This window comes from Alcaligenes sp. LTN-3, from assembly GCF_059735605.1.
Map to the genome: position 1 here is coordinate 613,312 of NZ_JCAPDN010000002.1, position 23,304 is coordinate 636,615.

18 protein-coding genes are annotated in these 23,304 nt (G+C 56.9%); 17 read left to right on the top strand and 1 reads right to left on the bottom strand.

Translation table 11 applies throughout. The annotated features are described in order from the left end of the window. Positions 1–4 precede the first annotated feature (4 nt). From rsmH to lpxC, 14 genes are all read left to right on the top strand, one after another. Complete coding sequence (gene rsmH, locus AC6I6N_RS11185) at positions 5–1,075, top strand: 16S rRNA (cytosine(1402)-N(4))-methyltransferase RsmH (RefSeq protein WP_094195746.1); 1,071 nt, start codon at positions 5–7, stop codon at positions 1,073–1,075. Continuing rightward, on the top strand, positions 1,072–1,374 hold the full coding sequence (gene ftsL, locus AC6I6N_RS11190) for a cell division protein FtsL (protein WP_094195747.1): 303 nt from the start codon (positions 1,072–1,074) through the stop codon (positions 1,372–1,374). Before rsmH ends, ftsL begins: the two co-directional genes overlap by 4 nt. Next, positions 1,371–3,110: a peptidoglycan D,D-transpeptidase FtsI family protein gene (locus AC6I6N_RS11195; RefSeq protein WP_497943511.1), complete on the top strand. Its 1,740-nt coding sequence runs from the start codon at positions 1,371–1,373 to the stop codon at positions 3,108–3,110. The genes ftsL and AC6I6N_RS11195 overlap by 4 nt, the downstream gene beginning before the upstream one ends. Then, positions 3,107–5,884, top strand: coding sequence for a bifunctional UDP-N-acetylmuramoyl-L-alanyl-D-glutamate--2,6-diaminopimelate ligase MurE/UDP-N-acetylmuramoyl-tripeptide--D-alanyl-D-alanine ligase MurF (gene murF, locus AC6I6N_RS11200; RefSeq protein WP_497943512.1), 2,778 nt, complete (start codon positions 3,107–3,109; stop codon positions 5,882–5,884). The genes AC6I6N_RS11195 and murF overlap by 4 nt, the downstream gene beginning before the upstream one ends. Then, positions 5,874–7,046, top strand: a complete 1,173-nt coding sequence (gene mraY, locus AC6I6N_RS11205; RefSeq protein ID WP_094195750.1) for a phospho-N-acetylmuramoyl-pentapeptide-transferase — start codon at positions 5,874–5,876, stop codon at positions 7,044–7,046. The genes murF and mraY overlap by 11 nt, the downstream gene beginning before the upstream one ends. After that, positions 7,043–8,572 (top strand): UDP-N-acetylmuramoyl-L-alanine--D-glutamate ligase, encoded by a 1,530-nt coding sequence (murD, locus tag AC6I6N_RS11210; protein ID WP_094195751.1) that lies wholly within the window; start codon positions 7,043–7,045, stop codon positions 8,570–8,572. Before mraY ends, murD begins: the two co-directional genes overlap by 4 nt. Beyond that, positions 8,569–9,762, top strand: a complete 1,194-nt coding sequence (gene ftsW, locus AC6I6N_RS11215; protein WP_497943513.1) for a putative lipid II flippase FtsW — start codon at positions 8,569–8,571, stop codon at positions 9,760–9,762. Before murD ends, ftsW begins: the two co-directional genes overlap by 4 nt. Further along, entirely contained in the window at positions 9,759–10,832 is a 1,074-nt protein-coding gene (gene murG, locus AC6I6N_RS11220) for an undecaprenyldiphospho-muramoylpentapeptide beta-N-acetylglucosaminyltransferase (protein WP_108728034.1), read from the top strand. Before ftsW ends, murG begins: the two co-directional genes overlap by 4 nt. After that, complete coding sequence (murC, locus tag AC6I6N_RS11225) at positions 10,829–12,235, top strand: UDP-N-acetylmuramate--L-alanine ligase (protein WP_094195754.1); 1,407 nt, start codon at positions 10,829–10,831, stop codon at positions 12,233–12,235. Before murG ends, murC begins: the two co-directional genes overlap by 4 nt. Further along, positions 12,232–13,182: a D-alanine--D-alanine ligase gene (locus AC6I6N_RS11230; RefSeq protein WP_094195755.1), complete on the top strand. Its 951-nt coding sequence runs from the start codon at positions 12,232–12,234 to the stop codon at positions 13,180–13,182. The genes murC and AC6I6N_RS11230 overlap by 4 nt, the downstream gene beginning before the upstream one ends. Positions 13,183–13,199: 17 nt before the next feature. Next, positions 13,200–13,991: a cell division protein FtsQ/DivIB gene (locus tag AC6I6N_RS11235; protein ID WP_094195756.1), complete on the top strand. Its 792-nt coding sequence runs from the start codon at positions 13,200–13,202 to the stop codon at positions 13,989–13,991. Positions 13,992–13,998: 7 nt separating this feature from the next. Next, the gene (gene ftsA, locus AC6I6N_RS11240; protein WP_189391907.1) at positions 13,999–15,225 is read left to right on the top strand and encodes a cell division protein FtsA; all 1,227 of its coding nucleotides are present in this window, start codon (positions 13,999–14,001) and stop codon (positions 15,223–15,225) included. A 171-nt stretch (positions 15,226–15,396) separates the two neighbouring features. Further along, on the top strand, positions 15,397–16,563 hold the full coding sequence (gene ftsZ, locus AC6I6N_RS11245; RefSeq protein WP_094195757.1) for a cell division protein FtsZ: 1,167 nt from the start codon (positions 15,397–15,399) through the stop codon (positions 16,561–16,563). Between the two features lie 210 nt (positions 16,564–16,773). After that, a complete protein-coding gene (gene lpxC, locus AC6I6N_RS11250; RefSeq protein WP_094195758.1) occupies positions 16,774–17,697 on the top strand; it encodes a UDP-3-O-acyl-N-acetylglucosamine deacetylase in 924 nt (307 codons plus the stop codon). Positions 17,698–17,730: 33 nt separating this feature from the next. Here lpxC and AC6I6N_RS11255 read toward each other — a convergent pair whose 3' ends face one another. Beyond that, positions 17,731–18,213, bottom strand: a complete 483-nt coding sequence (locus tag AC6I6N_RS11255; RefSeq protein ID WP_164461430.1) for a DciA family protein — start codon at positions 18,211–18,213, stop codon at positions 17,731–17,733. A gap of 18 nt (positions 18,214–18,231) precedes the next feature. Here AC6I6N_RS11255 and AC6I6N_RS11260 point away from each other — a divergent pair, with 18 nt between their 5' ends. The 3 genes from AC6I6N_RS11260 (at position 18,232) to AC6I6N_RS11270 (ending at position 23,118) form a co-directional block, all read left to right on the top strand. Further along, positions 18,232–19,164 (top strand): M23 family metallopeptidase, encoded by a 933-nt coding sequence (locus AC6I6N_RS11260; RefSeq protein ID WP_094195759.1) that lies wholly within the window; start codon positions 18,232–18,234, stop codon positions 19,162–19,164. A gap of 119 nt (positions 19,165–19,283) precedes the next feature. After that, positions 19,284–22,013 (top strand): preprotein translocase subunit SecA, encoded by a 2,730-nt coding sequence (gene secA, locus AC6I6N_RS11265; protein ID WP_264672459.1) that lies wholly within the window; start codon positions 19,284–19,286, stop codon positions 22,011–22,013. Between the two features lie 211 nt (positions 22,014–22,224). Next, positions 22,225–23,118, top strand: a complete 894-nt coding sequence (locus tag AC6I6N_RS11270; protein ID WP_497943514.1) for an NAD(P)-binding domain-containing protein — start codon at positions 22,225–22,227, stop codon at positions 23,116–23,118. The last annotated feature ends 186 nt before the right edge of the window (positions 23,119–23,304 follow it).

The window sequence follows — 23,304 nt, forward strand, 5'->3', positions numbered from 1 at the left end:
AGTCATGACGCTGGTACATCGATCCGTGCTGTTGGAGCCTACGGTGGCGGCCCTCGTGGATCCGTCCTTTGAGGCCCGGCGCTGGGCGCAAAACCCTGAAATCCAGGGCCTGGTCGATGGGGTGTACGTCGATTGCACCTTTGGTCGTGGTGGTCATAGCCGGCTGCTGTTGTCGCACTTGAGCCCGCAGGGGCGCCTGATCGTGATCGACAAGGACCCGCAGGCCATTGCCGTGGCCCAGGAGCTGGCGGCACAAGATAGCCGTGTCACGGTTGTACATAGTGGTTTTGGTGATCTGGCCCAGGCTCTGGACGAGCTGGAGGTGGGGCCATTGCAAGGCGTCATGATGGATTTGGGCATTTCCTCGCCACAAATCGACGACGCACAACGAGGTTTCTCTTTTATGCGCGAAGGTCCCTTGGACATGCGCATGGATACCAGCGGTGGTTTGACCGCTGAACAGTGGCTGGCCGAGGTCAGCGTGGAAGTTTTAAAGGAGGTCATTGCAGAATATGGCGAAGAACGGTTTGCTTTCCAGATTGCAAAGGCGATTGTTGATCGCCGCCAATCCCGCCCGCTACATACAACGCGTGATCTCGCCGAGCTCGTCGCCGGTGTCGTCCGCACGCGCGAAAAGGGTCAACATCCGGCAACCAGGACCTTCCAGGCTATACGGATTTACCTCAATCGTGAGCTCGAAGAGCTCGCGTACGCGCTTCCGTCAATTCTGAGTCGATTGGCGACTCGGGGCAGGCTAGCGGTGATTGCATTTCATTCACTGGAGGACCGCATGGTCAAACAGTTCATGAACGCAGCTGCGCGTCCCGCGCAGGAACAGTCACGTCTACCTATTCTTGAAAAAGACTTGCCCCAGCCTCTGGTGCAGTCTTTGGGCAGAATCTTGCCCACCGACCAGGAGTCCAGCGACAACCCCCGAGCCCGCTCGGCGGTATTACGTGTGGTGCAACGCACCGACACCCCTATTCCCCAGGACTGGATGCGCAGCGCCAGCGAGCGTCTGCTGCAACAGGCCGCCTATAGCCGCCAGCCTGCTGGCAAGCGAGGCCGCCGATGATGCGCCTGGTCATCACCCTCTCTTTGGTGTTGATGCTGTCGGCCATCTCTTTGGTGACGGCGCGCTATCAGGCGCGCGAACTGTTTGTGCAAACCGATCGTCTGGTCACCAAAGCCGGTGAACTGGATACGGACTGGCGTCGTTTGCAACTGGAGCGGGCCGAACTGGCTCGTAATGCCCGGGTGGATGATATTGGCCGTAATGAATTGGGCCTGGTGCTTAGCTCTCCTGAGCGCACTCTCTATGTGCAAGGTGGTCAGCTCAGCTCGACGCTGGCGCAGCCCGGAGCGCAGCCATGAAACGATACGGCTATCACGAGAATCCCGCCCTGAGCGTGCAGATGCCATTTTGGCGTTCGCGTTTGGTGCTGGTTCTTTTATTCCTGGGTTTCGGCGCCCTGATCGTCAAGGCTTTGTACTTGCAAGGCCTGTCTACTGAATTCTTGCAGCAACAAGGCGAGCGTCGCTACGAGCGCACCCAGGTGTTGCCGCCCATGCGTGGCAAGGTGTTTGATCGCAGTGGCTCGGTGGTGCTGGCCTCCAGCGTGCCGGTCAAGGCAATCTGGGCTATTCCTGATGATGCCCGTAATGCCAAGCCCGAGCAGATCGGACAATTGGCCAAGCTGTTGGGCATGGGTGCATCCGATATTGAGCGCCGTTTGTCCGTCGAGGACCGTAATTTTGTTTACATCAAGCGTCAGGTGGACGTCGATGTGGCTGCCCAGATTGCCGAACTGAAAATTCCAGGCATTCACCAGCAAGAGGAAATGCGCCGTTTCTATCCCGAAGGGGAAGTCATGGCGCATATTCTGGGCTTTACGAATATTGAGGACCAAGGTATTGAAGGCATCGAGTTGGCCTTTAATTCTGCCTTGTCCGGCACACCTGGTTCGCGTCGTGTGATTCGTGACCGTTTGGGCCGTGTGGTTGAAGACGTACGCGCCGTCATCCCGCCTACTCACGGTCAGGATTTGCACCTGTCAGTTGACGCTGGTTTGCAATTTGACGCTTATACCGCCCTGAAAAAGGGGATGGAAGACGTCAAAGCCAATGCGGCTGCCGCTGTGGTCATGGATGTAAAAACCGGGGAAATCCTGGCCCTGGTGAATCTGCCTACCTACAACCCTAATGACCGGGATGACCGCAAGGGGCCGGCTCTGCGTAACCGTGCCTTGACCGACACCTTCGAGCCCGGTTCCATCATGAAGCCCTTTACGGTGGGGTTGGCGCTCGATATCAACCGCATTACCACGTCCACCCTGTTCAATACGGGTAATGGTCAGTATCGCTACCAAGGTAATGTGATCAGCGATGTCAGCCGTCATAATGGTACCTTGGATGCTGCGGGAATCTTGCGTCGCTCCAGCAATATCGGCATGACCATGATTTCCGAGCGTCTGACATCGCAGGAAATGTGGAACAAATTTACCGAGCTGGGTTTTGGCCGTTCTCCGCAGGCCGACTTCCCCGGTATTGCCAGCGGACGACTACGTCCGTGGGAGCGCTGGCGTCCTATCGAACGCGCCACCATGTCCTACGGTTATGGCCTGTCGGTTTCCCTGCTGCAAATTGCCCACGCCTATACGGCGTTTGCGCGTAATGGCGATATGGTTTCCATGACCTTGCTCAAGCGCGAGGGTAAACCCGCCAGTGTTCAGGTTTATACCCCTAAAGTGGCGGCGGAACTGCGCGCCATGTTGGAAGCGGCGGCAGGCCCGGCCGGTGCCCGTCTGGCTCAGGTGCAAGGTTATCGCGTTGCTGGCAAGAGCGGTACGGCCCGCAAGATTGTGGATGGCCGTTACAGCAAATCTCTGTATCGCGGCTCTTTTGTAGGCTTTGCGCCCGTCTCTGATCCTCGCATTGTGGTGGCCGTCACGATTGACGAGCCACATAGTTCCAATTATTACGGCGGGCGTATTGCCGCGCCGATTTTTTCAGAAATTGTGGCCCGGAGCTTGCGACGCCTAGGTGTCCAGCCTGATGCGCCCATAGATTCGCTGGTGGCCGTTGGCCCCGGTGCGGAGAATGTACGATGAACGCCGCAGCAATACTGGAGTGGCTGGCGCAGCATGTAGCGCCCACGGCTAACCTGTGTTTGGATTCCCGCCAGATCAAGGCGGGTGATGCGTTTTTTGCCTGCCTTGGTCATCAAGGTGATGGTCGTGAGTATGAAGTTCAGGCTGTGCAGCAAGGTGCGGTTGCGATTGTGCGCGAGCAGGGCGATCAGGCGGTGGATCCCGGCGTACCTGTTTTGCAGGTTGCCAACCTCAGTGCCTTGTTGGGTGAAGTGGCTCATCAGTGGTGGGGCCGCCCTTCCGAGGAAATGACGGTTGTCGCGGTGACCGGTACCAATGGCAAGACCTCCACGGTGCAGTGGGTGGCTTCGGCTCTGAATCATTCCCAAGTGCCTTGCGGCACCATTGGTACGCTGGGCGTGACCTTGCCTGACGGCTCCAATCTGGGTGGCGTACTGACGACGCCGGACGTACTGACCGTACATCGCAGCTTGGCCGCCATTCGCGCCCAAGGTGGTAATGCTGTGGCGCTGGAAGCCTCGTCGATTGGCCTGGAGCAAGGCCGCCTGGACGGTGTCCGCATTGATATTGCCGGGTTCACCAACCTGACGCATGACCATCTGGACTATCACCACAGCATGGAAGAATACAAACAGGCCAAGCTGCGCCTGTTTAGCTGGCCCGGTCTGCGTAGCGCCGTTGTGAATGCGGACGATGAAACCGGCCGTGAGCTGATGCAGTCCGGCTTGGCTGCTCGTGTGATTTCGTATTCCATGAGCCAACCGGAGGTGGATTTGTTGGCACAGGATGTGCATACCGGGGCTGATGGCCAGGTATTCAACCTGGTCACCGCGCACGGTACTGCACAGATTTTGACCCACCTGCTGGGCGAGCATAACGTGGCCAACCTCCTGTTGGTGGCCGGTGTGCTGCAAGAGGTGGGCTGGCCCGTCTCCAAGATCGCTCGCATCATGGACAAACTGGAGTCCGTTCCTGGTCGCCTGCAAATTGTGACGCCCAAGAGCACCGCTGGCCGTCAGCCTCTGCCTTTGGTCGTGGTGGATTACGCTCATACCGCTGACGCGTTGGAGCGTGCCCTGCAAGCACTGCGTGAAGTGGCCAGTGTTCGGGGTGGCAAGCTGATCTGCGTATTTGGTTGTGGCGGTAACCGCGACACCAGCAAACGTCCCATCATGGGTGAAATAGCCGCCCGTCTGGCCGACGACGTGCTGGTGACGACTGACAATCCTCGTTTTGAAGATCCTGCCGAGATCATTCGTCAGATTGTGGCTGGTATGCCTGAAGCGCCTGCCGTACAAATGGATCGCGCCCGCGCCATTCTGTCCTCAATCTGGGCTGCCAGTCCTGACGATATTGTGCTGCTGGCCGGCAAAGGGCATGAAACCTACCAGGAAGTGCAGGGCGAACGCTCTGTGTTTGATGACTGCGACTGGGCCAAAGCGGCCTTGCTGTGGTTGCGTGGTGTGCGTTTGAGCACCGACTCCCGTAGCTTGGCCAAAGGGGATGTTTTCCTGGCTTTGAGTGGTGAGCAATTCGATGGTCACCGCTATTTGGAGAAAGCCAAAGAGCAGGGCGCTGTTGCCGCCATCGTGGCTCAACGGGATACCGAAGTTGAACTGCCCCAACTTGTATTGGGTGATACACGCCGTGCCTTGATGACCTTGGCCACCGAATGGCGTTCGCGCTTTGACATCCCTGTCATCGGCGTGACCGGCAGCAATGGCAAGACCACGACCAAGGAAATGATTGCCGCTATCTTGCGCGCCTGGTTGGGCGAAGCAGAAAGCCTGGCAACTCGCGGCAATTTGAACAACGATCTGGGCGTACCCCTGTCCATCCTGCGTTTGAGCTCCGAGCACAAGGCTGCCGTCCTGGAGATGGGCATGAACCATCCCGGCGAAATCGCCGTGCTGGCGTCCATGGCTCGCCCCACGATTGCCCTGATCAATAACGCACAGCGCGAACATCAGGAGTTCATGCACAGCGTGGCAGCGGTGGCTCGTGAAAACGGGGCCGTTATTGATGCGCTGCCTCTAGACGGCGCGCTGGTCATTCCTGATGACGATGCTTTCAGTGCGATGTGGGCCGAACAAGCCGGTCAGCGCACCGTGTTGCGCTTTGGCCTGAGTGGTCAGGAGACGGTATTTGCAGCCGATATGTTTGTCGAGCCGGCCCAAACCCGTTTTGTGCTGCACGTGGCAGGGCAGTCCTGCGCCTTGACCTTGAACAGCCCTGGTATTCATAACCTGCGTAATGCCTTGGCGGCTGCCGCTTGCGCCCATGCCGCCGGTGCTCCTTTGAGCGCGATTGCGCAAGGTCTGGAGAGCTTTCGTCCTGTCTCGGGACGGATGCAGCCCAAGCAGTTGTCTTCCGGTTACCAGTTGATTGATGACACTTACAACGCCAACCCGGATTCGGTGCGCGCCGCGATTGATGTACTGGCACAACTGAAAGGACGCAAGGTGCTGGTGCTGGGCAATATGGCCGAGATCGGTGACAACAGCTCTGAGTTGCACGCGGAAGTTGGTGCCTACGCCAAAGAGCGCGGCATGGATGAATTGCTGACCTTGGGTGGCGATGCCAGCCATGCTGCTCAGGCTTTTGGTGCACGTGCGCATCAATTCGAGACGCTGGAGGACATGGTGGCTTACCTATTGGCTTTGGAGCCGTCCCATGTGTTGATCAAGGGTTCGCGCAGTGCTCGTATGGAGCGTGTGGTTGCCGCCTTGGAAAGCCATTTCTCCCATAACGAAGGGGCCACTCATGCTTCTTGAACTGGCACGCTGGCTATCGGACGATCATATTCGCGCCTTTGGGGTGTTTGAGTACATCACCCTGCGTGCTATTTTGGCCAGCGCCACCGCGCTGGCAATTGGCTTGTTGGCAGGTCCCTGGGTTATCCGCAAGCTGACCGAACTGAAGATCGGTCAGGCTGTACGTGCCTACGGTCCGGAATCGCATTTGCAAAAGAACGGTACCCCCACCATGGGCGGTGTTTTGATCCTGATCGCTATCGGTATCAGCACCTTGCTGTGGGCAGATTGGACCAATCGTTTTGTCTGGGTCGTTTTGCTGGTGACGTTCGGTTTTGGCTGGATTGGTTGGGCTGACGACTACAAGAAAGTCGTCAACCGTGACCCCGAGGGAATGTCCTCACGTCAGAAATTCTTCTGGCAAGCCCTGATCGGTATGGTGGCGGCCGTGTACCTGAGCTTTGCCGTTTCGGTGCCTGCCAATACCGAATTGTGGCCCCTGTTCAAAGAATGGGTCTTGAGCGGCTTCACCATGTCATTGCCGACCCAGGCTGATCTGATCGTGCCGTTCTTCAAGTCTGTGAGCTACCCCCTGGGAGTGCTGGGTTTTGTCGTGTTGACCTGGGCAGTGATCGTGGGCTCCAGCAATGCCGTCAATCTGACAGATGGTCTGGACGGGCTGGCGATTATGCCTACCGTGCTGGTGGGCTCCGCACTGGGCATTTTTGCCTATGTGGTCGGCCGTGTGGACTACTCCAAATATCTTTTGTTTCCCTATATTCCCGGTGCGGGCGAATTGCTAGTGATTTGCGCGGCCATCGCTGGTGCGGGTTTGGCTTTTCTGTGGTTTAACGCGTATCCCGCGCAGGTGTTCATGGGCGACGTAGGCGCTCTGGCTCTGGGGGGGGCGCTGGGTACGATCGCTGTGATCGTGCGTCAGGAAATCGTGCTGTTCATTATGGGTGGCGTGTTTGTGGTGGAAACCTTGTCGGTGATGTTGCAGGTGACCTGGTTCAAGTACACCAAGAAACGTTACGGACAAGGCAGACGAATATTTCGTATGGCACCGCTGCACCATCACTTTGAAGTCAGCGGCTGGAAAGAAACACAGGTAGTGGTCCGTTTCTGGATCATCACCATGATGCTGGTCATGATTGGCCTATCTACATTGAAACTGCGATGAATGCCTTGAGTTTTCCTTCGATCCGTAAAGACGGTCTCATGCTTATCCTGGGGTTAGGCGAGACTGGCTTTGCTGCGGCTCGTTGGTCTTTGGCTCAGGGGGCTAGCATTCGTTTGGCGGATACGCGCGAAAACGTGCAAGGTCTGGACAAGCTCCAGGCCTTGACTGGCACGGCTCTGGATGTGCGTTTGGGGCAGAGCGCTTTGCAGGCCGATAGCCTGAGCGGTGTACACACGGTGGTGATCAGCCCCGGTCTGTCGCCAGTGGATCCTGTCTTGGCTGACTTTTTAGCTCAGGCACGCGATCGTGGCATTGAAGTTATTGGCGAGATCGAGCTGTTCGCTCGTGCCCTGAAAGATTTGGCCGATCAAGGGCATGAAAGCCGCGTAGTGGCCATCACCGGCACCAATGGCAAAACGACGGTCACTGCCATGACGCGCCACTTGCTCGAACAAGCTGGTGTCGCTGCGCTGGCTGTGGGCAATATCAGCCCTGCTGCGCTGACCGCCTTGTGCGACGCTCTGGAAAATAACGCTTTGCCTCAAGTCTGGGTGCTGGAACTGTCCAGCTTCCAACTGGATAGCACCTTTAGCTTGCAGGCGGATGCTGGCGTTGTACTGAATATTTCGCAGGATCATCTGGACTGGCACGGCGGCATGGATGCCTATATCCAGTCCAAACAACGTATGTATGGCATGTGCGATGTGACCTTGGTCAATCGCGATGACCCTGCCGTCATGGCCATGATTCCCGATGCCGGTCAGGAGTCGGTGCGCAGCTTCGGTCTGGACAAGCCCGCTTTGCTGGGCGATATGGGCTTGTTGACGGATGGCGGTATGCAGTGGCTGGTGGCCAACGAGCCTACCGATTTTGAGCTGCCTGCCACCGGTCTGAAAAAACGTAATGCGCCGCTTGAGCCCGCCGTGCGTGGCAAGGGCGGCTTGAAGCGTCTGATGCCGGTTGAGGCTTTGCAGATCAAGGGCCGTCATAACGCCTTGAATGCTCAAGCAGCTTTGCTGCTGGCTCGCTGCCTGGGGCTGGGTTGGGCGGAGTTGCTCAATGGCCTGCGCACCTATCAAGGCGAGCCGCACCGTGTAGAGCTGATTCGTGTGCTCGATGGTGTTCAGTATCTGGATGACAGCAAAGGCACCAATGTCGGCGCTACCGTTGCCGCCTTGCGTGGCTTCGATCAGCGCGTCTGGCTGATTGCCGGTGGGCTGGGCAAGGGTCAGGATTTTGAGCCGCTGGCTGTGGCTGCTGCCCAAAATGTGGCTGAGGCCTTTCTGATTGGGCAGGACGCCAAGCAGATTGCTGCTGTTCTAGCCGCACACGATGTCCGTCACCGTTTTTGTGATGGTCTGGAAGCTGCGGTGCAGGCAGCCGCCGAACAGGCCCGTTCGGGCGATGTGGTCTTGCTGTCCCCGGCGTGCGCCAGCATGGATATGTTCAAAAGCTATCACCATCGTGGCATGTGCTTTGTTGCTGCCGTGACCGAGATGGCGTTGGACAAAGGAGAGTTGGCATGAGCCTGTTTGCTGAGCTGACCTCAGGTGTCAATGCGGTGCGTCCTGGACGTACGGCATTGCCTGTGCTGGATCGTCCCTTGCTGACCGCCACACTGATGCTGACTCTGTTCGGTCTGCTGATGGTGTATTCTGCTTCGATCGCTTTGGCTGACGGACCGCGTTATGAAAGTTATGGCCGCTATTACTTTGTAATACGTCACGCCCTGTTCATCGTAGTGGGTGTGGTGCTGGCCATGTTCGCGGCTACGGTTCCCTTGCGGGTGTGGCAGAAGCTGGCTGTGCCCGTGTTTGTACTGGCTATTTTCCTGTTAGTGGTTGTTTTGATCCCCGGAGTTGGCCGAGAAGTGAACGGTGCACGCCGCTGGCTTCCATTGGGCATCATCAACTTTCAGCCTTCGGAGCTGATGAAAGTGGCCATGGTGCTGTATGCCGCTGACTACACGGTGCGCAAACAGCAGCATTTGCATGCTTTCGTGCGAGGGTTCCTGCCTATGGCGGTGGCCTTGGGCTTGGTCGGTGTGCTGCTTTTGATGGAGCCCGATCTCGGTGCCTTCATGGTCATCGTGGCTATTGCGGTGGGCATTCTTTTCATTGGTGGGATTAACGGAAAATTGTTCTCTGCCTTGCTGGGGATTATGGTTAGCAGCTTTCTTTTGCTGATCTGGCTCTCGCCTTGGCGTCGTGAGCGTCTGTTTGTGTATCTGGACCCCTGGAACCCTGACAATGCCTATGGCAGTGCCTATCAGTTGTCGCACTCACTGATTGCTTTGGGCCGAGGTGAATGGTTTGGCGTGGGCTTGGGCTCCAGCGTGGAAAAACTGCATTACCTGCCTGAAGCCCATACCGACTTTATCGTTGCCGTTATTGGCGAGGAGCTGGGCTTTGTGGGCGTTGCCGCCTTGGTCCTGACCTTTGGGTTTGTTATCTGGCGCGGCTTCAATATTGGTCGTCAGGCCTGCGCCATGGATCGTTTGTTCAGTGGTGTGGTTGCTCAAGGTGTGGCGCTTTGGTTTGGCGTACAGGCCTTTATCAATATTGGTGTCGTGTTGGGCCTCTTGCCGACCAAGGGCCTGACGCTGCCTTTGGTCAGCTATGGTGGTTCGGGCATTGTGATGAATCTGGTGGCTTTTGCCTTGTTAATGCGGGTTGATTTTGAGAACCGGCAAATGATGCGAGGTAAGCGCACATGAGCACTCCAACCATCCTGATCATGGCTGGCGGTACAGGTGGGCACATCATGCCCGGACTGGCGGTGGCCCAGGCCATGCAGCAACGTGGCTGGCAAGTGGTGTGGTTAGGTCATCCCGAGCGCATGGAAGGTAGCTTGGTCCCCCAGCATGGGATTAAAATGCTGCCTCTGCGATTTTCCGGATTACGAGGCAAGGGCGTGAAGGCATTGCTCTCTTTACCCTTTACCTTGATCAGTGCCTGCTGGCAGGCACACCGTTGCTTGCAGCAAGCCAAACCTGATGTGGTTTTGGGAATGGGTGGCTATGTCGCCTTCCCGGGTGGCCTGATGGCTTTTGTGTCGCGCCGTCCTTTGGTTGTGCATGAGCAAAATGCGGTGGCCGGTACGGCCAATCGCTACTTGGCCAAAATGGCGACCAGTGTATTGACCGGTTTTCCGGGTGCCTTGCCTGGCGCTGTGACGGTTGGCAACCCTGTACGTGATGCCTTCGTAGGTCAGGGCCCCGCTGCGCAACGTTATGCCAAACGGACAGGACCGCTGCGTATTCTGGTGGTGGGCGGCAGCCTGGGGGCGGCAGCACTGAACAAGGTGGTGCCTGAGGCCATGGCACTGATCCCTGCCGAGCAGCGTCCGCATGTCACACACCAGTCCGGTCAGCAGCATCTGGAGAGCTTGCAGCAACGCTACGCAGATCATCAGGTACAGGCGGACTGTAAAGCCTTTATTGGTGATATGGCTCAGGCCATGAAAGAGGCCGATCTACTGATTTGTCGTGCCGGGGCCATGACGGTGGCCGAAGTCGCCGCCATTGGTGTGGCGGCCTTGTTTGTGCCTCTGCCACACGCTATTGACGATCACCAGAGCGCCAATGCCCGTTACCTGAGCGAATGTTCGGGCGCGTGGCTAAAGAAACAATCGGAGTTGACGGCCCAGTGGCTTGCACAATGGTTGCAAGGACTGGACCGTGAAGAATTAAGTCGCGTGGCCAGCCACGCGCAAGAACATGCACAGTTGAATGCCACGCAGCAAATTGCCGAAGCATGTCAGCAGGCGGCAAGGAGGGTGGAATGAAACACCGCATTCAACATATTCATTTTGTAGGGATTGGCGGCTCGGGCATGAGCGGCATTGCCGAAGTCATGCTGAACCTGGGTTTTGCCATCAGTGGTTCGGATATCCAGGAAACGGCGGTAACTCGTCGCCTGGAGCAGCTCGGTGCCCGTATTGTTATCGGTCACAAGGCTGAAAACGTCGCTGGTATGGGCGCTATTGTCACTTCCACCGCCATTGCAGGCGACAACCCCGAAGTTCTGGCTGCGCGTGCAGCCCGCATCCCTGTGGTGCCACGCGCCCTGATGCTGGCCGAGCTGATGCGCTTAAAGCGCGGTATTGCCGTGGCCGGCACGCACGGCAAGACCACCACCACCAGCTTGGTGGCCAGTCTGTTGGGGGCTGCTGATCTGGACCCGACCTTTGTGATCGGTGGTCGCCTGAATTCGGCGGGTGCCAATGCTCGTTTGGGGCAGGGTGATTACATCGTGGTGGAAGCCGACGAGTCTGACGCCTCCTTTTTGAATCTGTTGCCGGTGATGGCCATCATCACCAATATCGATGTAGACCATATGGACACCTATGGTCATGACGTTGCCCGACTGAAAAGTGCGTTCATTGATTTTACGCATCGCCTGCCGTTTTACGGCAGTGCCATTGTGTGCAATGACGATGCGAATGTGCGCGAAATCATTCCTTTTGTATCGCGCCCTGTCACCACTTACGGTATTGATACCGATGCTCAGGTCCGCGCGATCAACATCGAAAGCCGTGGCACCACCATGTGTTTTGATGTGCAGCGCAAAGGGGCAACAGGTGAGCTTCCTTTGCTGTCCGTGTGTCTGAATCTGCCCGGAAAACACAATGTACTCAATGCCTTGGCCGCTATTGCAGTAGCCACTGAATTGGGTGTCAGCGACGAGGTCATTGCCAAAGGCCTGAAAGAGTTCACCGGTGTGGGCCGTCGCTTCTCCATGGTGGGGGACTTCCCAGTTTCCCAGGCGCAAGGCGGCGGGACGTTTACCGTTGTTGACGATTATGGTCACCATCCTGTCGAAATGGCTGCTACCTTGGCGGCCGCACGGGGTGCTTGGCCTGATCGCCGCATTGTGTTGGCGTTCCAGCCACACCGCTATACGCGTACCCGTGATTGCTTTGAAGATTTCGTGCAGGTACTTAGCCAGGCTGACGCTGTCCTCCTGGGTGAGGTCTATCCCGCAGGCGAGGCGCCCCTGGTGGCCGCCGATGGTCGTGCCTTGAGTCGCGCCGTGCGCGTACTGGGCAAGGTCGAACCTATTTTTGTGGCCGAAATCAGCGATATGGCACAAGCCGTTCTGGACTTTGTCCGTGACGGTGATGTGGTGTTGGTAATGGGTGCAGGATCCATCAGCCGGATTCCTGCTCAATTGGGAGAAATGGCATGACAGCGGATTTTGGTCGGGTCGGCGTGTTGTACGGCGGCAAGTCCGCCGAACGGGAAGTGTCCTTGATGTCTGGTGCAGGCGTGCATGAAGCTCTGTGCAGCATGGGGGTGGATGCGCATTTGTTCGATATGGGCGAGAAAGGACTGACCGAACTGGCTCAGGCCGGTTTTGATCGCGTGTTCATTGCTTTGCATGGTCGTTACGGCGAAGACGGCACCTTGCAGGGGGCACTGGAATGGATGGGTATCCCTTACACCGGTAGCGGAGTGATGGCCTCCGGTCTGGCCATGGACAAAATCATGACCAAGCACGTCTGGCAGCATCTGGGTTTACCCACCCCTGGCTTTGCGCAATTGGATCATGTCAGCCAGGTTGCCGCCGCAGTGGAACGTCTGGGTGTTCCCCTGATCATGAAGCCCCCTCATGAAGGTTCGACTGTGGGTGTGGTGCGTGTGGATCGCGCCGAGGACGCTGTTGCCGCCTTCGAAACGGCTATGCATTACGACACAAACGTGTTGGCAGAGCAATTCATTCGTGGTCGCGAGCTGACAGTGCCCATCATCGGCGTGGGTGCCCAGGCGCGTGCCTTGCCTGTGATCGACATTGTGGCTCCGCAAGGCAATTACGACTTTGAACACAAGTACTACTCGGACGAAACCCAATACTTCTGTCCTGCTGATCTGTCGCCTGAACTGACGGCGCATATTCAGGACCTCTCGGTCCGTGCATTTAATGCACTGGGCTGCGAAGGCTGGGGCCGTGCCGATTTCATGCTGGACGAGCAGAACCGTCCCTGGTTGCTGGAGATGAACACCTCTCCTGGCATGACCAGCCACTCTTTGGTGCCTATGGCGGCCAAAGCGGAGGGTATTAGCTACGCCCAGTTGTGCGTGAACATTTTGGCAACGGCACGCTGCAAAGTGCAGGCCATTGCCCGCAGCCTATAGAGCGTGGAGTCTGAGTCATGTTTTCCGATGCCCGTCTGACCAACCTGATCGCCAATACGCTGGCTTTGCTAGCGGTATCGGCATTGGTGATCGGTGTTGTGGTTTGGGCGGTGCGTCGTCCGTACTTCAATATCGAGCGCATTCAGATCGAGTCCTCGCAAGGCGAACGTCTGGCCTACGTCACTCCAGAAGGGGTGAAAGCCACGATTGCCGGTCGTTTGCAGGGAAATTTCTTTACGGTAGACCTGGATCAGTCTCGCGCTTTGGTTGAAACGGCCCCTTGGGTGCGACGTGCGCAAATTCGCCGCGTCTGGCCCAACAGCCTGTCGGTACGGATTGAAGAGCAGCAGCCGCTGGCGTATTGGAATGAAGACGAGATGATCAACACCTGGGGTGAGTCATTTTCGGCTAATAAAGCGGTGGTGCCCGATGATGTGGATTTACCCCAGTTAAGTGGCCCTCCGAACTCGGAGCGTCTGGTGGTGCAGCGCTATGCCGAGCTGGCACGCTGGTTTGGCCCATTGGATGTGCAGGTCAGTGAAGTGACCTTGAGCCCGCGCTATGCCTGGGATGTGGTTTTGTCGAACGGTGTGCAGTTGAGCCTGGGCCGCGACCCGGCGGCTGATATCGCCGACCCGCACGGCCGAAAAGGGGCTTTGCCCTTTGCGGTTCGTGTCGAACGATTTGTGCAGGCCTGGCCTGCCTTGATGCAACGGCTTGGCGACCGTGCTTTGCAAAGTGCCGATTTACGTTACCCGAATGGCTTTGCGATAACGCTGGCTCCGGTTTCATCTACCCCTGTGAAGTAAAGAATATATGACTCGTGACATCAAAGACCTGATCGTTGCATTGGACATCGGCACCAGCAAAGTGGTTGCGGTGGTGGCCGAAGTGCTGCCGGAAGGCCGGTTTGAAGTGCTTGGTCTGGGCCAGCATGAATCCCAGGGCATGCGCAAAGGGGTGGTCGTCAATATCGAGACGACAGTCAATTCCATCCAGCGCGCTTTGGAAGAGGCGGAGTTGATGGCCGATTGCAAGATCCGTGAGGTCTACACCGGCATTGCAGGCAGCCACATCACCAGCTTTAACTCCAGCGGCATGGTGGCGGTGAAGGACAAAGAGGTGACAGCCACCGATGTGGCGCGCGTGATCGAAACGGCCAAGGCCGTGAACATCCCCACCGATCAGCAGGTGCTGCACGTGCTGACGCAGGAATTCATCGTGGACTCGCAAGAGGACATTCGCGAACCCATCGGCATGAGCGGTCTGCGTCTGGAGGTGCGGGTGCACATTGTGACTGGTGCGGTCAGCGCGGCGCAGAACATCGTCAAATGTGTGCGCCGTTGCGGCCTGGAAGTGCAGGACCTGATTTTGCAGCCTTTGGCCTCCAGCCTGTCCTGCCTGACGGCGGACGAAAAAGAGCTGGGCGTGGTGCTGGTCGATATTGGCGGTGGTACGACCGATATCGCCATCTACACCGGCGGGGCTATCCGTCATACCGATGTAATCCCGATTGCGGGCGACCAGATCACCAGCGATATTGCCGCCATGTTGCGCACCCCCACGCCAGATGCGGAAGAGATCAAGCTGCGCTTTGGGGTGGCCAAGCAGTCGCTGGCGCATCCGGAGGAAATGATTGAAGTGCCCGGTTTGGGTGATCGCCCTAACCGTCAGGTCAAACGTCAGGCTTTGGGTGCGGTGATCGAGCCGCGTGTGGAAGAGCTGTTCACCTTTGTGCAGCAAAGTCTGCGCGAATCGGGCTACGAAGATTTGTTGTCCTCGGGCATCGTGCTGACCGGTGGTACGGCCATGTTGCCGGGCATCGTGGAACTGGCCGAGGACGTATTCCTGAAACCAGTGCGTATCGCTGTGCCCAGCTATGAAGGCAGTTTGGCTGATGTGATGCGTAACCCTCGTTTTTCGACGGTGATGGGGCTGTTGACCGAAGCTCGCCTGCAAAGCGCTCGTGGCCGCAAAGTGGCCCAGCAAAAAGGGAGCGTCAAAGGTCTGATGGCACGCATGAAGGAATGGTTCATGAATTAAGGGCGTTGCAATACGCTCAGGTCGGGCAGCCTGAAAGGGCGGTCCAGGAGGCAGTTCAAACCGGGTGCGAACCCCTTGGTTGGCAGATGTTTTGAGCTGATTCCAAATTTCAGTTGTATCGGGGAAGTACGTAGGAATTTGACTAATTAAGTGTTTGAGTGGGAGTCAATCATGATGAACTTTGAAATGTTAGATACCAGCGGTAGCGGCACGGTCATTAAGGTCGTGGGCGTGGGCGGCGCAGGCGGCAACGCTGTGATGCATATGATCAAGTCTGGTGTTCAGGGCGTTGATTTCATCTGCGCTAATACTGATTCGCAGGCTCTGGCCAGCAGCGATGCTCCTATCCAGATCCGTCTGGGCCGCAGTGGCTTGGGTGCCGGTGCCAAGCCTGATCAAGGCCGTGCGGCCGCTGAAACTGCTCGTGAAGAAATTCGCGCCGCACTGAACGGTGCCAATATGGTGTTTATCACGGCCGGTATGGGCGGTGGTACCGGTACGGGCGCCAGCCCCGTTGTGGCTGAAGTGGCCAAGGAATTGGGTATTTTGACCGTGGGTGTGGTCACCAAACCTTTCTCCTTTGAAGGCAACCGCCGCTTGCGCATGGCCGAAGAAGGGATCGAGGAGTTGAGCAAGCACGTTCACTCTCTGATCGTTGTATTGAACGAAAACCTGTATGACTTGATGGATGAGGACGCCACGCAGTCCGATTGCTTCAAGGCCGCTGACGATGTCTTGCACAATGCCTGCGCTGGTATTGCCGAGATCATCAATGTTGAAGGTAACGTGAACGTCGACTTTGAAGACGTGAAAACCATTATGGGCGAGCAAGGCCAGGCCATGATGGGTACGGCAGTGGCTTCCGGCTCGAACCGCGCTCGTGAGGCGGCTGAGCGTGCCATCGCTTGCCCATTGCTGGAAGGGGTGGATCTGCACGGTGCCCGCGGCATGTTGGTGAACATTACGTCCTCCTCGTCCCTGAAGATGCGCGAAACGCGCGAAATCATGGACACGATTCGTGGCTATGCGGCAGAAGATGCCACCGTTATCTTCGGTACCGCTTACGACGAGTCCATGGGTGACAGCCTGCGTGTTACTGTTGTGGCTACCGGCCTGGGTCGCAAACAAGCGCGCCCACAGTTGGTACAAAACAACGAAGAAGTGTTGCGTACAGGTACGGACAATATGCCTGTCATCGGCGCTGATTACGCCAACGCTGATGTACCTGCTGTCATTCGCAACCCACGCAGCCAGGCTTCGGCTCAGGTGCGCGCGTTGGAGACCGCCGGTATGGATCACTTCGATATTCCGGCGTTTTTGCGCAAGCAGGCTGATTAAAAATCAGGTTCGGCGATTACCCGAGTCGCCAATTTGATTTCTCCCACGACTCCCCCTGGGCGTTCGCGCTCAGGGGGTGTAAGTGCTTTGTCGTGCTCTGGTGTTTGATGCTTGGCAATGACGCAGGTTTGAAGAAAGCCTATAGTGGATAACCCGTATTACGGTTACAATAGTCTTTGCGAACAACACTTTACAAATACAAGAATAGCTATGCTTCGTCAGCGCACCATCAAAAATGTCATCAGTACCAAAGGAGTCGGCTTGCACTCTGGTCGTCGTGTCGAACTGACACTGCGTCCTGCTGCGCCTGACACGGGTATTGTGTTTCATCGTGTTGATTTGCCCGAAATCGTGGATTTACCCGCTCAGGCAGACAAGGTCGGTGGCACACGTATGGCTTCGGTGCTGATCAAGGATAATGTCCGGGTGTCGACCGTGGAGCATTTGATGTCGGCCATTGCTGGTCTGGGCATCGATAATCTGCACGTGGACCTGACGGCTGAAGAAGTCCCCATCATGGATGGCAGCGCCGGTACGTTTGTGTATTTGTTGCGTTCAGCGGGTTTGCAAGAGCAGGAAGCGGCCAAGAAGTTTTTGCGTGTTCTCAAGCCTATTGAAGTTTCTGAGGGCGAGGGACAGGACATTAAATGGGCTCGTCTGGAGCCCTATGAAGGCTTTGCCCTTCAGTTCTCTATCGATTTTCATCACCCGGCTATTGATGCAACGGCCAATTTTGCCGAGGTGGATTTTGCGCATGACTCGTATGTGAAGACCATTTCCCGTGCGCGCACCTTCGGGTTCGCCAGCGAAGTGGAAGCCTTGCGTGCGGCAGGTCTTGCCCGTGGTGGCAGTTTGGACAATGCTATCGTCATGGACGAGTACCGCGTCTTAAACAGCGATGGTCTGCGTTACGAGGACGAGTTCGTCAAGCACAAGATTTTGGATGCTATTGGCGACTTGTACCTGATTGGCCATCCCCTGATTGCGCGCTATGTGGCGTGTAAATCTGGTCATGGTTTGAACAATCAGTTGGCGCGCGCCTTGCTCGCCGCTCAGGATAGCTGGGAACTGGTGACTTTCGAGTCCGCTGCCAGCGCGCCCCATGCATTTTCCAGCGAGTGGAAATTCGCCTGATACTTGTCTAGGGTTTCGATCGTGGTGCTTTGTTTAGCCACGATGATGGCGCAGCAAGCGTTCGATGGCTTGCGCCAAGGGACCTTGAGGCAATGAATCATGGAGCTTTTCGAATGATTCCAGGGCCCGCTCGTCCAGGACTTGTACCTGGCGTGTGGGCTTTTCTGTCACGCTTGCAAACAAATGGGCTTGCACGTGAACCAGCGCCTCGTTAATGTTCCAGCCAGCGGCATTCATCTTCCGTATGACTGTAGGTAAAAGCTGGCGTAGCTTGGCCGCATGCGCCGCGCTGGGAACTGCCAGCGTCAATTGCTGTCTGTCTATACGGGCTACTTTACAAGCCTTGCCTAAAGCTGGTGGCAAGGCTTTGCTTACATGGGTCTGTGCCGCCATCAGCTGCCGGGCCATTTCCAGTACCTGGGAACCTTGCTGGTCGCTAGCCAGCCAACCCAAAGCGTGGCTTTGCCCGCTACTGCGTTTTGGCGCGGATGAGGAAAAAGGGGGCTTCCAGGTCATGTTCGAGGTTATACGAGAGTGGATCAACATAAAGACTATACGTCCTTAGATGCCAAAGCCAAAGGGGTGCGCCGTACGGTGATTGCCCTGGTGGCTTTGGTATCGCTGGGCGTTTCCGCAGCGGCGGGAGCTCTGGTGCAGTCGCACTGGGGGGATCGCAGCGGCATGTCGCTGGATACGGATATGGCCCAAAGCCAGGCCGCCGCCATGCAGGACAACGTTACCCGTCTGGCTGAAAAAGTCGGCGGTTTGCAGGCCAAACTGATCGAGATGGACGGTGTCAGCAAACGCGTGGCCAAAGCCGCCGGTATCGAGTATACCGATCCGGAGCTGGCCGGTGCCATGCCGGTGCAGGATCTGGCCGTCATGGACAGCATGGAAGGTGCCGATCTGGTCTGGAGTGCTGACCGTTTGGGTGAGCAGCTGGATAATCTGGCCAAACAGATGTCCGAGCAGCAGGACTGGTTCCAGATGTTGGACAGTGTGCTTACCGAGCGAACCGGCAATGAGGCCCGCCTGCCCAATTACCGCCCGGTGGATTACGACGAGGTGGCGTCCTCCTTTGGCTGGCGTCGTCACCCGATTTCGGGTCGTCACGCCTTGCACGAAGGTTTGGATTTCCCCGCTCCCAAAGGTACGCCTATTTACGCGGCCTCCGGTGGAGTCGTGTCCGAAGCCCGTTACATGACAGGCTACGGCAAGCTGGTGGAAATCAATCATGGCAATGGCATGAGCACGCGATACGCCCATGCGTCATCAATCGTTGTTAAATTAGGCGACGTAGTAGAAAAAGGGCAGTTGATTGCCCGTGTCGGATCGACCGGACAGTCCACTGGTTCGCACTTGCATTTTGAAGTGCGCATGGCCGGGCATGCCCTGGACCCCAAGCTTTTTCTGCCGGCGCGTGAGTACGTAGAACAGCAGATCGCGCAATTGGATTCGGACAAGTAGCTCCGTCTTGCAGCATGTGCGTTAAACTGATTGTTTGCTTGCGCATCCCTTTTAACCAGAGATAGGCTCGAGGCACAGATTCAAGCCCTTGCGGCCTCGCCTACATTGACGACACAAGAATGGTTTCATTGCTGAAAAAGCTTATTGGCAGTCGTAACGACCGACTGCTCAAACAGTACCGTAAGCAGGTCGCCCAGATTAATGCTCTTGAGCCTGCCATGCAGGGTCTGAGTGACGAGGCCTTGGCAGCCAAGACGCAGGAGCTGCGCCAACGTGTTCAGGATGGCGCCTCGCTTAACTCGCTCTTGCCCGAAGCCTTTGCTGTGGTGCGCGAAGCAGGTATCCGTGTATTTGGCATGCGCCACTTTGACGTACAGATGCTCGGTGCCATTGCTTTGCACAACGGCAAGATTTCCGAAATGCGTACGGGTGAGGGTAAAACCCTGACTGCGACCTTGGCCGTGTACCTGAATGCACTGTCCGGCAAGGGCGTGCATGTGGTGACCGTCAATGATTACCTGGCACGACGCGATGCGAACTGGATGGGCCGTCTGTACAACTTCCTGGGTTTGAGCGTGGGTGTAGTGGTTCCCCAGCAAGACAATGCCGAGAAGATTGCTGCCTACCAGGCCGACATTACCTACGGTACCAATAACGAATTTGGTTTTGACTACCTGCGCGACAATATGGAATACCGCGCAGAGGATCGCCGCCAGCGCGGTTTGTCCTACGCGATTGTCGACGAAGTTGACTCCATCCTGATCGACGAAGCCCGTACACCACTGATCATCTCCGGCCAGGCCGAAGACAATACCGAGCTGTACGTGCGCATGAACGTGGTCCCGCCCATGCTGACCCGCATGACGCAAGAGCCTCGTCCACACGAGCCCGAGCCCGAAGGCGACTTCTGGGTCGATGAAAAGGGCCAGCAAGTTCATATTTCCGAAGCCGGTCACGAGCGTGCCGAGCAGATTTTGACTGAAATCGGCCTGCTGCCCGAAGGCGAATCGCTGTACGAGCCACGCCATATTTCTTTGATGCACCATTTGATGGTCGCCCTGCGCGCCCACAACCTGTTCTTCCGCGACCAGCAATACGTGGTTCAGGACGGTGAAGTGGTGATCGTGGACGAATTCACGGGCCGTTTGATGGCCGGTCGCCGCTGGTCCGATGGCTTGCATCAGGCTGTAGAGGCCAAGGAAGGCGTTCGTATCCAGAACGAAAACCAGACCCTGGCGTCGATTACCTTCCAGAACTACTTCCGTATGTACGACAAGCTGGCTGGCATGACCGGTACAGCCGATACGGAAGCCTACGAGTTCCAGGAAATCTACAGCCTTGAAACCGTCATCATTCCACCGAATCGTCCGCTGGCCCGCAAGGACCAGAACGACCAGGTCTTCAAGACCGATGACGAGAAGTTCAACGCCATTCTGAAAGATATCCAGGACTGCCACGAACGTGGTCAGCCTGTTCTGGTGGGTACCACCAGCATTGAAAACTCCGAGCTGATTTCCACACGCTTGAACGCCGCAGGCGTCAAGCACGAGGTGCTGAACGCCAAGCAACACGCCCGTGAAGCCGATATCGTGGCTGAAGCCGGTATGCCGGGCCATGTCACCATCGCGACCAATATGGCCGGTCGTGGTACTGACATTGTGTTGGGTGGCAGCATCGAGCGTCCGATTGCCCAGGTTCGTGAAGACGAGTCTCTGAGCGCCGAACAGAAAGAAGCCAAGATCCAGGCTATTCGCGCTGCGTGGGAGCCCTTGAACCAGCAGGTCAAACAGGCCGGCGGTTTGCGCATTATTGGTACCGAGCGTCACGAGTCCCGCCGTATCGACAACCAACTGCGTGGTCGTGCCGGTCGTCAGGGTGACCCAGGTTCCTCGCGCTTTTACCTGTCGCTGGAAGATTCGCTGATGCGCATCTTCGCTGGCGATCGTGTGCGCGCCATCATGGAGCGCCTGCGTTTGCCAGAGGGCGAGCCGATCGAAGCCCGTATGGTGACCCGTTCCATCGAGTCCGCCCAGCGCAAGGTCGAGGCCCGCAACTTCGATATCCGTAAACAGCTGCTGCAGTATGACGATGTGGCCAACGATCAACGCAAGGTGATCTACGCCCAGCGTAACGAAGTGCTGGAGTCCGCTGACATTACCGACACCATCAGCAGCCTGCGCGAAGCCGCTGTCAGCCGTCTGTTCCGTGAATACGTGCCGCAAGACACGATGGAAGAGCAATGGGATATTCCCGGCCTGACGGCTGATTTGCAAAGCACCTTCCAGATTGAGCTGCCTTTGGCTGAAATGCTGGAGAAAGAATCCAATCTTAACGACGACGACCTGCATGATCGCGTCATCGCAGAATCTCAGCGCCTGTTGCAAGCCAAGATTGACCAAGTGGGTCAACCTAACTGGGGCAATTTCGAGCGCTCCGTGCTTTTGCAGTCCATTGACACGCAATGGCGTGGTCATTTGCAGGCTTTGGATCATCTGCGTCAGGGTATTCATCTGCGCGGCTATGCCCAGAAAGACCCCAAACAGGAATACAAGCGCGAAGCCTTTGAGCTGTTCTCCGACATGCTGGACCGTGTACGTGACGAAGTAGTCAAAGTGCTGATGACGGTGCGTATCCAGACACCGGAGCAAATCGAGGAAGCCGCTGTCGAGGCGCCTCCAGCCAATTCCAATGTTCGTTTCCATCATTCGGACTATGATGCCGCCCTGAGTGGTGAAGACCCCGGTCTGGATGAGGCGGCCAAGGGCGAAGTGCCACGTGTAGGCCGTAACGACCCTTGTCCTTGCGGTAGCGGCAAGAAGTACAAGCAGTGCCACGGCCGTTTGAGCTGATGCTGTCTCAAGCCCCTCGGCCTACCGGCTGTTAGATAAAACCCCATGTGCTATAAGCCATGGGGTTTTTTCTTGGGTGGTGGCCTCGCTTGTGTAGCTAGGCTTTTGGATTGCTGCATCGTGCTCATTCATGGCCATTTTTCCCTGTAAGCTACAGGGCGCAGCCTGATGCTACCGGCTGCTGCCTATCGTTTTTCTGCGTATTTTCTCTATGACACTATCTCCCTTATTGCATCGTGTTGCCTTGATCGGGGCGGGCGAAGTTGCGCGTTTTTATAGCGCAGCCTTGAAGGCTGCTGGTGTGCAGGTGCCGTTTATCCTGGTGCGCCGGGAAAGTGCTGCCGCTCGTGAACTGGCTCAGCAGTTAGGGGCGCAGCTGTGTTTGCAGACGAATGCACACTGGCAGGATCTGGATGGGGTGTTGTCCGCCGTGACGGGTACACAGGCAGACGTGGTGGCCAAGACTGTCATGCCGTATTTGTCCGCAGGGACGCTGTATATGGATTTGTGTACAGCCGAGCCTCAGGCTATGGAAAGCATGGATGTCTTAGCGCGACAGCATGGAGTCGAGCTGGCTGACCTGGCGATTATGGGCTCTGTGCCCTCTACAGGCGCTCAGACGGCGTTGTTGGCCGCCGGGCAAGGGGCTGGTAGGGCTGCGGCGTTTTGGCAGGCTCAGGGGGCTCCTGTGCGTATTTTGTCGGGGCAGGCCGGGGATGCGATGCGCTTGAAGCTGTTGCGCAGCCTGATGACTAAAGGCTTGGAAGCGTTGGGGATTGAAACTCTGATGCTGGCCGAGCAAATGGGGCTGCGGGACGAACTGTATGAGGTGCTGGAGGATTTGAACCAGCGGGGCTTGCAGGACTTCATGGAATCCTGCTTGCGCAGCCATCTGGTTCATGGTGTGCGCCGCCGTGACGAAGTTCTGCAAGTACGCCGCCAACTGGATCTGGCAGGCATTGCACCCAGAGTGACCAATGGCGTGCTGGATTTCTTTGAACATACGGCACAGACTGATTCGTTACAACGAAGTCAGGTTGTGGAGACGAAGGAGAGTCTGGAGGTCTTTTTGGAAGAGGCCCGATCGTCGTCCCCCCGTTCTTAGTTGCTTGGAAGGTCAGTTTGGCGCTTGCGTCAGGTGCTTGGCGTCTGAGTTTGAGGCCACTTGTGGGATTGGCTATCAAGATTTTCCCCTGAGAAGGATAAAGAGCTTGTGCTTAATGAGATGAAGCAAACATACTGAAAGCCAAGGAGCCAAGGAGCCAAGGAGCCAAGGAGCCAAGGAGCCAAG

Coding starts and splice junctions, on each gene's coding strand:
- rsmH (WP_094195746.1), top strand. CDS start 5: ATGACGCTGGTACATCGATCCGTGCTGTTGGAGCCTACGGTGGCGGCC.
- ftsL (WP_094195747.1), top strand. CDS start 1,072: ATGATGCGCCTGGTCATCACCCTCTCTTTGGTGTTGATGCTGTCGGCC.
- AC6I6N_RS11195 (WP_497943511.1), top strand. CDS start 1,371: ATGAAACGATACGGCTATCACGAGAATCCCGCCCTGAGCGTGCAGATG.
- murF (WP_497943512.1), top strand. CDS start 3,107: ATGAACGCCGCAGCAATACTGGAGTGGCTGGCGCAGCATGTAGCGCCC.
- mraY (WP_094195750.1), top strand. CDS start 5,874: ATGCTTCTTGAACTGGCACGCTGGCTATCGGACGATCATATTCGCGCC.
- murD (WP_094195751.1), top strand. CDS start 7,043: ATGAATGCCTTGAGTTTTCCTTCGATCCGTAAAGACGGTCTCATGCTT.
- ftsW (WP_497943513.1), top strand. CDS start 8,569: ATGAGCCTGTTTGCTGAGCTGACCTCAGGTGTCAATGCGGTGCGTCCT.
- murG (WP_108728034.1), top strand. CDS start 9,759: ATGAGCACTCCAACCATCCTGATCATGGCTGGCGGTACAGGTGGGCAC.
- murC (WP_094195754.1), top strand. CDS start 10,829: ATGAAACACCGCATTCAACATATTCATTTTGTAGGGATTGGCGGCTCG.
- AC6I6N_RS11230 (WP_094195755.1), top strand. CDS start 12,232: ATGACAGCGGATTTTGGTCGGGTCGGCGTGTTGTACGGCGGCAAGTCC.
- AC6I6N_RS11235 (WP_094195756.1), top strand. CDS start 13,200: ATGTTTTCCGATGCCCGTCTGACCAACCTGATCGCCAATACGCTGGCT.
- ftsA (WP_189391907.1), top strand. CDS start 13,999: ATGACTCGTGACATCAAAGACCTGATCGTTGCATTGGACATCGGCACC.
- ftsZ (WP_094195757.1), top strand. CDS start 15,397: ATGATGAACTTTGAAATGTTAGATACCAGCGGTAGCGGCACGGTCATT.
- lpxC (WP_094195758.1), top strand. CDS start 16,774: ATGCTTCGTCAGCGCACCATCAAAAATGTCATCAGTACCAAAGGAGTC.
- AC6I6N_RS11255 (WP_164461430.1), bottom strand. CDS start 18,213: ATGACCTGGAAGCCCCCTTTTTCCTCATCCGCGCCAAAACGCAGTAGC.
- secA (WP_264672459.1), top strand. CDS start 19,284: ATGGTTTCATTGCTGAAAAAGCTTATTGGCAGTCGTAACGACCGACTG.
- AC6I6N_RS11270 (WP_497943514.1), top strand. CDS start 22,225: ATGACACTATCTCCCTTATTGCATCGTGTTGCCTTGATCGGGGCGGGC.